The organism is Gammaproteobacteria bacterium, from assembly GCA_033720895.1.
GTDB lineage: Bacteria > Pseudomonadota > Gammaproteobacteria > Natronospirales > JAJUFS01 > JAWWBS01.
Genome location: JAWWBS010000073.1, coordinates 1 through 9234 on the forward strand (window position 1 = coordinate 1; position 9234 = coordinate 9234).

10 protein-coding genes are annotated in these 9234 nt (G+C 61.1%); 4 read left to right on the forward strand and 6 right to left on the reverse strand.

Going from position 1 to position 9234, the window contains the following annotated elements:
- The coding region (locus tag R3217_09495) for an amino acid carrier protein (protein ID MDX1455677.1) at positions 1 to 1022 on the reverse strand (1022 nt) is incomplete at its 3' end.
- A gap of 80 nt (positions 1023 to 1102) precedes the next feature.
- Positions 1103 to 2023, reverse strand: a complete 921-nt coding sequence (locus tag R3217_09500) for a LysR family transcriptional regulator (GenBank protein MDX1455678.1) — start codon at positions 2021 to 2023, stop codon at positions 1103 to 1105.
- 99 nt (positions 2024 to 2122) lie between these two features.
- On the opposite strand from R3217_09500, the gene R3217_09505 reads away from it, so the two are divergent.
- Together R3217_09505 and R3217_09510 are read left to right on the forward strand one after the other, a co-directional pair.
- Positions 2123 to 2818, forward strand: a complete 696-nt coding sequence (locus tag R3217_09505) for a pirin family protein (protein ID MDX1455679.1) — start codon at positions 2123 to 2125, stop codon at positions 2816 to 2818.
- Positions 2819 to 2844: 26 nt separating this feature from the next.
- Positions 2845 to 3447 carry a nitroreductase family protein gene (locus tag R3217_09510; GenBank protein MDX1455680.1) on the forward strand — a complete coding sequence of 201 codons (603 nt, stop codon included), beginning with the start codon at positions 2845 to 2847 and terminating at the stop codon, positions 3445 to 3447.
- A gap of 98 nt (positions 3448 to 3545) precedes the next feature.
- On the opposite strand, the gene R3217_09515 is transcribed toward R3217_09510, so the two are convergent.
- Together R3217_09515 and R3217_09520 are read right to left on the reverse strand one after the other, a co-directional pair.
- Positions 3546 to 4382: a hypothetical protein gene (locus R3217_09515; protein ID MDX1455681.1), complete on the reverse strand. Its 837-nt coding sequence runs from the start codon at positions 4380 to 4382 to the stop codon at positions 3546 to 3548.
- 301 nt (positions 4383 to 4683) lie between these two features.
- Positions 4684 to 5001: a hypothetical protein gene (locus R3217_09520; protein MDX1455682.1), complete on the reverse strand. Its 318-nt coding sequence runs from the start codon at positions 4999 to 5001 to the stop codon at positions 4684 to 4686.
- 134 nt (positions 5002 to 5135) lie between these two features.
- Here R3217_09520 and R3217_09525 point away from each other — a divergent pair, with 134 nt between their 5' ends.
- Both R3217_09525 and R3217_09530 read left to right on the forward strand, forming a co-directional pair.
- Positions 5136 to 6668: a transporter substrate-binding domain-containing protein gene (locus tag R3217_09525; GenBank protein ID MDX1455683.1), complete on the forward strand. Its 1533-nt coding sequence runs from the start codon at positions 5136 to 5138 to the stop codon at positions 6666 to 6668.
- Positions 6669 to 6698: 30 nt separating this feature from the next.
- Positions 6699 to 7064, forward strand: coding sequence for a DUF1428 domain-containing protein (locus R3217_09530; GenBank protein ID MDX1455684.1), 366 nt, complete (start codon positions 6699 to 6701; stop codon positions 7062 to 7064).
- Positions 7065 to 7150: 86 nt separating this feature from the next.
- Here the strand turns inward: R3217_09530 and R3217_09535 are convergent, their stop codons facing one another.
- Together R3217_09535 and R3217_09540 are read right to left on the reverse strand one after the other, a co-directional pair.
- A complete protein-coding gene (locus tag R3217_09535; GenBank protein MDX1455685.1) occupies positions 7151 to 8701 on the reverse strand; it encodes an AbgT family transporter in 1551 nt (516 codons plus the stop codon).
- Between the two features lie 108 nt (positions 8702 to 8809).
- Positions 8810 to 9234: hypothetical protein (locus R3217_09540; GenBank protein ID MDX1455686.1), on the reverse strand; the 425-nt coding region annotated here is incomplete at its 5' end.

Sequence of the window (9234 nt, forward strand, 5' to 3'; positions counted from 1 at the left end):
CCATCGAGGTCGGTTTCCTGCCAGGCACCGGACATCAGGATCACCAGCGCCGTGCAGGTGCACACCACCAGGGTATCGATCACCGGACCCATCATCGCCACCAGGCCTTCGCGAACCGGTTCGTCGGTCTGTGCAGCGCCATGCGCCAGCGACTCCGTACCGATGCCGGCTTCGTTGGAGAAGGCGCCACGGCGCACGCCCATCATGATCACCATCAGGATGCTGCCGCTGGCGACCGCCTCGCCGCTGAACGCATCGGTAACGATCAGCGCGAAAGCCGCAGGAATCGACTCGCTCCATTTCACCAGCACCAGCAGCGTCATTACGAGATAGACGACGACCATGAACGGCACCAGCCTTCCCGTCACGCTGCCAATCCGCTTGATATGCCCCAGCACCACGATCAGCACCAGGCCGGCAATGGCCAGCCCCGCCATGGCGTCGAAGGCCAGGTGCGAATCCGCCGAGGTCATGCCCATCGGGATCGCGATGACATCGCGCACGATCTGCACCAGCTGGTTGGCCTGGAACACCGGCAAGGTGCCGAACAGCCCGGCGATGGCAAACAGGTAGGCCAGCGGTCGCCAGCGCGGCCCGAGGCCTTCACGAATCACGTACATGGGACCGCCCTGCACGTTGCCCGCCGAGTCGCGACCACGGAACATGATGGCCAGCGTTGCGGTATAGAACTTGGTCGCGACGCCGACAACCGCCGTCACCCACATCCAGAAGATCGCACCCGGCCCGCCCATGGTGATCGCCACGGCGACACCGGCAATATTGCCCAGTCCCAGCGTCCCGGACAGGGCCGTCGAGAGCGCCTGGTAATGCGGAATGTCGCCGTCGGCATCCGGGTTGTCATACTTGCCGCGCAGGATGTCGATGGCATGGCCGAAATGCCGGTACGGCAAGGCCCGCGAATGCAGCAGGAAATAGCAGCCACCACCCACCAGCAACACGATCAGTGGCGTGCCCCACATGAAGGCGGAAAAGGCCGAGAACACGGCTTCAAGCGTCTGCATCTGCGAGCTCCATTGCGATATAGCAGCCAGAAGGGGCCTACCATACCGGCCAGCGGCCGCGGAATCGACTGACCCGACGCCTAGGCAGCGCCTTCCATCAGCGGGTTCCAGCCTTCCAGCCGCGCCAGCCACCACTTCAGTGCCTTGCCATCGGCGATCGCACGCCCCGCCCCTCGCCGCCAGCCAAGGTGCAAGCTGGAATGACCACGCGCCTCGTCAACCTCTCGTTCGACCAGCACTCCGCCAGCCAGGTGTCCGGCGACCAGGAAGCGCGGCAGGTAGCCGACCCCGATGCCCGCCAGCTGGGCGTCCAGCTTGGCCTGCATGTCAGGCACGTTGAGAATGTCCCGACCACTGGTAATGCCGGCCTTGCGCGGCACCAGTCGGCGCGAGGAATCCTCGGCGGCGACCACGCAATGCGCTTCGATATCCGCGCGGGACAAGGGTTCGGGCAAGGCCGCAAGTGGATGCTCCGGTGCCATCGCGAACGCCCAGTCCACATCCATGAAATGCCGACTGCGAATGCGGCTGCTGCCACCCTGCTCCCCCGAGATGCCGATCGCGAGGTCGGCGCGGTCATCCAGCAAGGCCTCCCAGACGCCCCCGAAGGTTTCGCGACGCAGGACCAGGCGCGTCTGCTTGCAGGTCTGGCGAAAATCCCTGACCAGGGGCCAGAACCAGTGGCTCGGAAACAGGTCGGAAATGACGATCCTCAGCTCGGCCTCCCAGCCACCGGCGACCGATTGCAGTCGTCGCTCGAGTTGATCGGCCGCCGCGAGAATCGCCCGACCCTCCTGCAGCAAGACCTGGCCGACATCCGTCAGCACGGCACGATGACCGGATCGGTCGAAGACCGCGGTGCCGAGGCGCTCCTCCAGTTGCCGCACCTGGTAGGTCAATGCCGAGGGGACGCGATGCAATTCTTCAGCCGCCGCTGCAAAACTGCCCCGCCGTTCGATGGCATCAAGAATTTCCAGTTGCTCCAGGTCGATCTTCATCATTCAAATTTCCTGAATCTCATATGCAGCTTATTTTGCTATGAATCCTCTTGCCACGCCATATCATGTCGCTATTGACGATATTTATTGAAGGAATTTGTCATGATTGAGCGTCGCAATGCCGCTGACCGCGGCCATTTCAATTTCGGCTGGCTGGAGACCTCCCACAGCTTCAGCTTCGGGGAGTATTACGACCCGGCCCACATGGGCTTCTCGGTGTTGCGGGTCATCAACGAGGATTACATCGCGCCCAGTGCGGGTTTTCCCACCCACGGCCATCGCGACATGGAAATCGTGACCTACGTGCTGGAGGGCGCCGTAGCGCACAAGGATTCCATGGGCAATGGCTCGATCATCAAGCCGGGTGACGTGCAGCGCATGAGCGCCGGCACCGGCGTGACCCACAGCGAATACAACGGCGTGGACGAGGTGACCGAGCTGCTCCAGATCTGGCTGCTGCCGGCGGAACACGGCCTGCCGCCCTCCTACGAACAAAAGGCCTTCGATCCCGCTGGCAAGAGGGGCCGGCTTCGCCTGGTCGCTTCCCCGGACGGCGCCGATGGCTCGGTAAGGCTTCACCAGGATGTCCGCCTGTACGCTGGCCTGTTTGACGGTGACGAGGCGACGAGCTGGCCGCTGGCTGGCGACCGCAAGGCCTATGTGCATGTGGCGCGTGGCGAGCTTACGGTCAACGGCGAGCAGCTGGCAAAGGGCGACGCCCTGAAGATGATGGAGATCGACAGCATCGAGATCAGCGCTGGCCGCGAGGCCGAGGTGCTGGTCTTCGACCTGCCTTGAGAATGCAAATTAGAAAGGTGCGTTAGATGATTGATAAAAAAGCGAAAACATCGGTTGAAATCCACGACTTGATTGCCGCTCGCTGGTCGCCGCGCGCCCTGTCGGACAAGCCGGTCGAAATGAACAAGCTGACGGCCCTGCTGGAGGCTGCTCGCTGGGCGCCCTCCTGCTTTGGCGACGAACCCTGGCGTTTCGTGGTGTGGAATCGCGACCAGGACGCCGCGGCTCACCAGCAGGCGTTCGAACTGCTTGCCGAGGCCAATCGCGCCTGGGCCGAACCCGCCCCGGTCCTGATCCTGGCCTGTGCCGACAGCGAGTTCACCGCCAACGGCAAGCCGAACCGCTGGGGTCAGTACGATACGGGCGCGGCAGCCGAAAACCTCTGCCTGCAGGCGTCCAGCGAAGGCCTGGTGGCCCACCAGATGGGTGGCTTCGACCGGAAACACCTGCGCAAGCTGCTGGGGATTCCCGAGCGTTTCGAGTTGATGGCCATGATCGCTGTCGGCTACCCCGGGGACCCGAGCTACCTGCCGGAGGCCAAGCAGGAGGCTGAAGCCGCCGAAAGAAAGCGCTCGCCGCTGGGCAGCCGTTTCTTTGCAGGTGCCTGGGAAGCCCCCTATGACAGCTGAGGCAGTTTCTTAAGGCAGAATAAGAAAAGGCCGCATCCCCCGATGCGGCCTTCCCTTTGTGCTGATCACTCGGCGCCTGATGAGGTCAGGCACTGACCTCAGTGGTCGTGATCATCGTGCGGCGCGTTGCCTTTGGCAGGCGCGAGACGCACGTGGTGCACCCAGTAACCGCCGTCGGCACGATTGGCCACGTAGGTTTCATGGGTCTTGCTCTTGTGAACCAGCAGGCCCATCGGCACGTTCAGCTCGGCGCCGAACTTGTTGCAGCCCTTGCCCGGAGGCGCGTTGCAGCCGTTACCACCGCCGCCATTGTCACCACCGCCATCGCCGGTCTGGGAGAAGCTGTCATAGCTGTCCAGGTGCGAGTAGATCTCTTCGATCATCTGGTAGTCGTGGCTGTTGGGCCACTGGCTGTTGTTGGACGTGGAATAATCCATGCAGGTGCCCTGGCTGGAACCATCTTCCGAGGTATGGCCCAGACCGAACACATGACCGATCTCCTGGCACATGACGTGGTTCATTTCCGCCGGTGTCCAGTAGTAGTCATAGCTGTCGTTCATCTTGGCCGTGCCCTGGTCGATGTGACCATTGCTGTCGAGACCAATCGACGCCAGGCCCAACCAGCCATTCTGGCCGTAGCGGTCGTTGCAGACCCGCATCTGGCCGGAAATCATCGGGCAACGCTTGCGGGTACGGCTGGAATCATCCGCGCCAACCTGCTCGAAACCGATGACATTCGACTGCCCCCACTTCTGGATCGACTCGGCCAGGACGCTGTCCCACTGCGATGACACGCTGTCCACGTATTGAATCGTGAACGACGAGCTGTCGCGTGCAATGTGGTAGTTGTTCCAGGAATGGTCCGCGATGGCAGTGGCTGCGAACGCAGCAATGCCCGTCATGGCAGCCAGTGCTGCCAGTTTTTTCTTCAACATATTCCCCCCTTAAAGGAATGATTTGAAAACACACAATCACCGTCTCGCCAGAAGGCGAGTTCTTGTGGTTCTTCCTTGAGAGATTCGGACCCGGCCTCCCCCCTGGCGGGTCCTCGGCAACAGGCGTTGCCTTGGCTGTCAGAAGCACCCCCCATTGGTGCAAAGCAACAGCTTGGGAAAGAGTGTAGTCGGGGACTCAGAAAATGCTGACAGCGATGGGGAAAAAAGTCGCAAACAAGCGTATTAATTTCAGAAAAATGCAGGAGCGGCCCTGCGATAGGGACTTATTGTCAAGAAACCGCTATTGCTGGTCGCGATCACGTTCCTCGAACTCGCCTTCCAGCGTGACGCTGCCACGGCGCTCGCGACCACCCTCCGGTCGCTGCGAGGCCGAGTCCGCACTGCCCTGCCTGGCCCGTTGCTGGCGCCGGCCTTTACGCGTCAGCCACCAGAAGCGCAGGTAGAACACCAGGAAGACGACCAGCGCCACGCCCGCAGCCGCGACGAACACGAAGAAACCCAGGAAGAACAGCCCGATCATGATGGCAATGCCCAGCACTGCCCCGATGAAGCGAGCCAACGGGCCGCCCGGTGGCCCCTGCGGAATTCGATAATTCATGTCGAGATTGTACCTGTTTGTCCTTGCTTGTACTGGCAATACCTATATGGGGATGAAGCAGTGCTTTTCAAACAAGGCAGCCACATTTCCTTTTCGATAGGATGGTGCAACGCGTCGCAACCACAAGGGATCACATGAGCGAACCCGAGCTGAAGAAACATCCCCACGCCGCCAAGATTTCGATCGGCGTCGCCCTGCTGCTGTTGCTGGTCCTGGTCATGCTTGTCTGGCTTCCTTCGTCTGACAAGCCAGGCAGCAAGAGCAACAAGCTTGCCAATGCCGATACCGACCAGCCCGCTCCCAGCATCGAGCCCCTGCCAGGCCTCGCCGGCGAGCGCTACACCACCGATCTCGACGGGATGCGCGAGAGGGGCATCATCCGGGCGCTGGTCGTGCCCAGCCTGACGGACTTCTTTTCGGTCGAGGGCCGGATCCGCGGCGTGCAGGCCGAGATGCTCGAAAAGCTCGAAGAACACCTGAACAAGGACATCGGTCGTGACGAAGTCCCGGTTCGCATCATTTACGTGCCGGTTGCTTTCGATGACCTCATTCCTGCCCTGCAGGAAGGCCGCGGGGACATTGCCGCCGCCATCCTGACCAGCACGCCGGAACGCCGCAAGGAGATCGCCTTCGCCGGCTGGCAGGGTTTCAGCTTTGACGAAGTCCTTGTGCATCACGAGGATGTCGCGGGCATTGAATCGCTGGACGACCTGGCTGGTCGCAAGCTGTATGTCCTGCGCAATTCAAGCTACGCCGAGCACCTGCGCGCCTTGAACGAGGATTTCACCGAACGGGGTCTCGAGCCGATGACCATTGTCGAATCGGCTCCACTGCTGACGTCCGAGGACATCATGGAAATGGTCCATGCCGAGGTCGTCGACATCACGGTGGTCGATGGCTACAAGGCCGAGCTCTGGGGAGAGGCGCTGGATGACATGGTCGTTCGCAGCGACATCGTCCTTTCCACCGACAACAGTGCCGGCTGGGGCATTCGCCAGACCAACAAGGCCTTGCAGGCGGAAATCAATGCCGCCATGCGCGACCTGAAGAAAGGCACCCTGCTCGGCAACATTCTCCTGAAGCGGTACTTCGGCAGCACCCAGTTCATCGACAATCCGCTGGCCAGTGCCGATCGCGAGAAGCTGCGCGAATACGCCGACCTGTTCAGGAAGTACGGTGACAAGTATGACATCGACTGGGTCGCACTGGTTGCCCAGGCCTACCAGGAATCCGGACTCGACCAGTCCGTGCGCAGCCCGGCCGGCGCCATCGGCATGATGCAATTGCTCAAGAGCACGGCCGAGACACCGAACGTCAACATCCCAGATATCGAGGATCTCGAAAACAACGTGCACGCCGGCGCGAAGTACATGAACTTCCTGCGCGAGCGCTATTTCGCGGATGAACCGATTTCGGAATTCGACAAGCTGGCATTCACCTGGGCCGCCTACAACGCCGGGCCCCGCAAGCTGAGACTGATCCGCGAGCATGCGGAAAAGCTCGGCTACGACCCGAACCAGTGGTTCGGCAATGTCGAATTTGCGGCGCTGGACCTGGTGGGCAGCGAGCCGGTCCGGTACGTCGCCAACATCTACAAGTACTACGTCGCCTATCGGCTGACCATCGACCTGGATGAAACACGGGAAGCCCTGCAGGAAGGTGGTTAGCCTGCCCTGCATGTATCGAGGAGAATGACCATGAGCTACATAGACGGTTTTGTACTGGCGGTGCCTGCGTCAAACCGACAAGCGTTCATCGATTTCGCCAACCGGGTCGACACGATCTTCACCGAGCTTGGTGCTACCCGCGTCATGGAATGCTGGGGAGATGACGTTCCCGAGGGAAAGGTTACCGATTTCGGGAAGGCGGTCCAGGCTGGTGCGGATGAAACGGTCGTGTTTTCCTGGATCGAATGGCCGGACAAGGAAACACGCGACGCTGCAATGGCAAAGATGATGTCCGAGGATTTCAAGGACGAGCGTATGGACATGGAAAAGAACCCCATGCCGTTTGACGGGAAGCGGCTCATTTTTGGCGGCTTCAGTCCCGTGGTCGAACTGTAGGAAAGCGAAGCCGGCCTCCGCATCGGCTCTGCAGGACCATCAAGAAAAAGGGCCCTCGCGGGCCCTTTTTCGGTTGCATCGTCCGGTTACGGCGCCGGGTAGATGTAGTTGGCCTGCAGGCCCAGCGGAATGCCGAGCTGCCAGTAGACCACCAGGAACAACGACCAGGCGAAAATGAACACCACCGAGTACGGCAGCATCATCGAAACCAGCGTACCGATACCGGTGCCCTTGAAGTAGCGCTGGCAGTACACCACCACCAGCGGGAAGTACGGCATCAGCGGCGTGATGATGTTGGTCGTCGAATCACCCACGCGATACGCTGCCTGCGTCAGGTCCGGCGAAAAGCCGATCTGCATCAGCATCGGCACGAAGATCGGCGACAGCAGCGCCCACTTGGCCGAAGCCGAGCCAACGAACAGGTTGATGAAACCGACCAGCAACACCAGGCCGAACAGGGTCACGCCGCCCGGCAATGCCATTGCCTTCAGGGCTTCACCACCTTCGACCGACAGCAGTACGCCCAGGTTCGAGCGGCCGAAGGCATCGATGAACAGCGCACAGAAGAACGCCATGACCACGTAGTACGCCATCATCTCCATGGACTTGGACATCGCCATGACCACGTCCTTGCTGGTCTTGAAGGTACCGATGACATAGCCATAGACCGCACCGGGAATCGCGAACAGCAGGAAGATCAGCGGCACGATGGACAGCATGATCGGTGCGCGGAAACTGGCGACCTCGCCGTTCGGCGCGCGCATCGGCGAATCCTCCGGCATGACCGACAGTGCCAGCAGCACCAGGCCGATGAGCATCACGCTGGTGGCAATCCAGAAGGCCTTGCGCTCCGGCGTACCGACCTCTTCCATTACCGGCATGTCGTCCTCGTCACCATCGACCTTGGCGCTCTGGTTCAGGCGCGGTTCGACAATGCGATCGGTGATGAACCAGCCAAGCCCGACGATCACCAGGCAGGATGCCGAGGTGAAGAACCAGTTGTTCAGCGGATTCAGTTGCATCTCGGCATCGACGATCTGCGCCGCGGATTGCGTGAAACTCTGCAGCAAGGGGTCGATGGCCGAGGGCACGAAGTTGGCCGAGAAGCCGCCCGACACGCCCGCAAACGCCGCAGCAATGCCCGCCAGCGGATGACGACCAGCCGCATAGAAGATCACGCCGCCCAGCGGGATTACCAGCACGTACCCGGCATCCACTGCGGTGTGGCTGACAATGGCCACCAGGATCAGCATCGGCGTCAGCAGCTTTTCCGGCGTGATGTTCAGCAACATCTTCAGCGCAGTATTGATATAGCCACTCTGCTCGGCGACGCCGACACCCAGCATCGCGACCAGCACCACGCCCAGCGGTGCGAAGCTCGTGAAGGTCGTGACCATGGTCGACAGGAAGCGCGCAATCTCCGCGCCCGAGAGCAGGTTCAAGACCTGGATCGGCTCGTTGGTGGCCGGGTGCAGCGTGTCGAAGCTGAACGAGGCGAACAGTGCCGACAGGCCCCAGACCACCAGCATCAGGATCAGGAACAGCATCGCCGGGTCCGGCAGCTTGTTGCCGGCGGTCTCGATCTTCGCCAGCGCGCGATCGACCCAGCCGTTATTCGTGGTTGCGTCAGAAGACATGGATTTCCCCTAGGTATGACAAAACTTCGCCAAGACTATATCGGGGACCGCCGGGCGGCAAATGGCCGACCCTGCCGGGCAGGCATCAACTCTCGGCGCGCCGGTGACTCACTCGGACCGCTTCAGGCCCTGCATGTCGACCAGCGCCTGATCTTCCGGGACTTCCTCTATCAACACGCCATCCGGCGGGAAACGGAGTCGCTCACCCACCTCGAAGCGGATGAAATGACGGGCCGATGCATCGAGCTCGAGCGTAAAGGTATAGCCGTAGGACCTGCCCGGCGTGGGCATTACCTGCAGGAAACTGCAGGGCTTGAACAAGAGGTCGATCTTGGTGGCAGGCGCAGGAAAAGACAGATAGCCATTGTCCCTCAAGGGGCCTTTGTTCGTATCGTTCTCAAAGACACATAGGTAAGTATTCCTCGATTCCCACGTGTGCGGTCTATAGATATAGACTAGGGCCTCGCCGTCCGGTACCGGCTCCAGCGAATAGAAAACGGGTCCCGAGGCAGCACAGCCCGACAGCAGGACAA